This is a genomic window from Streptomyces griseicoloratus, from assembly GCF_014534645.1.
Lineage (GTDB): Bacteria > Actinomycetota > Actinomycetes > Streptomycetales > Streptomycetaceae > Streptomyces > Streptomyces griseicoloratus.
Map to the genome: position 1 here is coordinate 1 of NZ_JACVQF010000009.1, position 984 is coordinate 984.

Genomic DNA, 984 nt, shown 5'->3' on the forward strand with positions numbered 1-984 from the left:
GCCCACGACCTGGCCGTCGTCCGGCACTTCTCGCAGCGCGTCGCCGTCATGTACCTCGGCAAGGTGATCGAGGTCGGTGACCGCGACTCCATCTACACCCGCCCCCGCCACCCCTACACCCACGCCCTGCTGTCCGCCGTGCCCGAGGTCGGCCTCGGCGACGGGGCGGGCCGCGGCCGGGAGCGGATCCGGCTGGCCGGCGACGTGCCCTCGCCCATCAACCCGCCCTCGGGCTGCCGCTTCCGCACCCGGTGCTGGAAGGCGCAGGCCAAGTGCGCGAGCGAGGTGCCGCCACTGGTCCGGCTCGGCGGGAACGCCGAAGGTCACCTGACGGCCTGCCACTTCCCGGAGGAGCCGACGACCGAGGCGCGCGAGCAGGACATCGTGCTGGACCCGGCGCTGGCGGCGCTGGAGGAGACGGCCGAGGACTGACGCCCCCGGCCGTGGACGTACAAGACGAGGGCCCGCGCCTGGGGGAGGCGCGGGCCCTCTGTCCCCTGGAAGCGGACGTTCATGGGCTCGGGTCAATGGGCCGTTGAAAGTCCGATCCGCGGACGGTGCCGACGTAAAAGGGGTGTGACGTCAGGCAGCCGCCCGGGGGCTCTTCTCGGAGCGGGGCGCCGGAACGCCGCCGTCCGTGGTCTCCGGGTAGTGGCAGGCCGTCAGGTGGCCGGGCTTGTTGCCCTCCACCTGCACCAGCGGCGGCGCCTCGGTGGCGCACTTCTCCGTCGCCTTCCAGCAGCGCGTGCGGAAGCGGCAGCCCGAGGGCGGGTTGATCGGCGAGGGCACGTCACCGGCGAGCCGGATGCGCTCGCGCGGCGTGTCGTCCACCGTGGCCTCGGGGACGGCGGACAGCAGGGCACGCGTGTAGGGGTGGCGCGGGTTGCCGTACAGGTCGTCGCGGTCGGCGATCTCCATGATCTTGCCGAGGTACATGACGGCGACGCGCTGCGAGAAGTGCCGGACGACGGCCAGGTCGTGGGC

Annotated in this window: 2 protein-coding genes; one reads left to right on the top strand and one right to left on the bottom strand. The window is 73.3% G+C overall.

All coding sequences use genetic code 11. From position 1 onward, the window contains the following. Positions 1–432, top strand: a 432-nt coding sequence (locus tag H0H10_RS00195) for an oligopeptide/dipeptide ABC transporter ATP-binding protein (RefSeq protein ID WP_188178718.1), incomplete at its 5' end; no start/stop codon positions are given. 150 nt (positions 433–582) lie between these two features. On the opposite strand, the gene H0H10_RS00200 is transcribed toward H0H10_RS00195, so the two are convergent. Then, positions 583–984: oligopeptide/dipeptide ABC transporter ATP-binding protein (locus H0H10_RS00200; RefSeq protein WP_188178719.1), on the bottom strand; the 402-nt coding region annotated here is incomplete at its 5' end.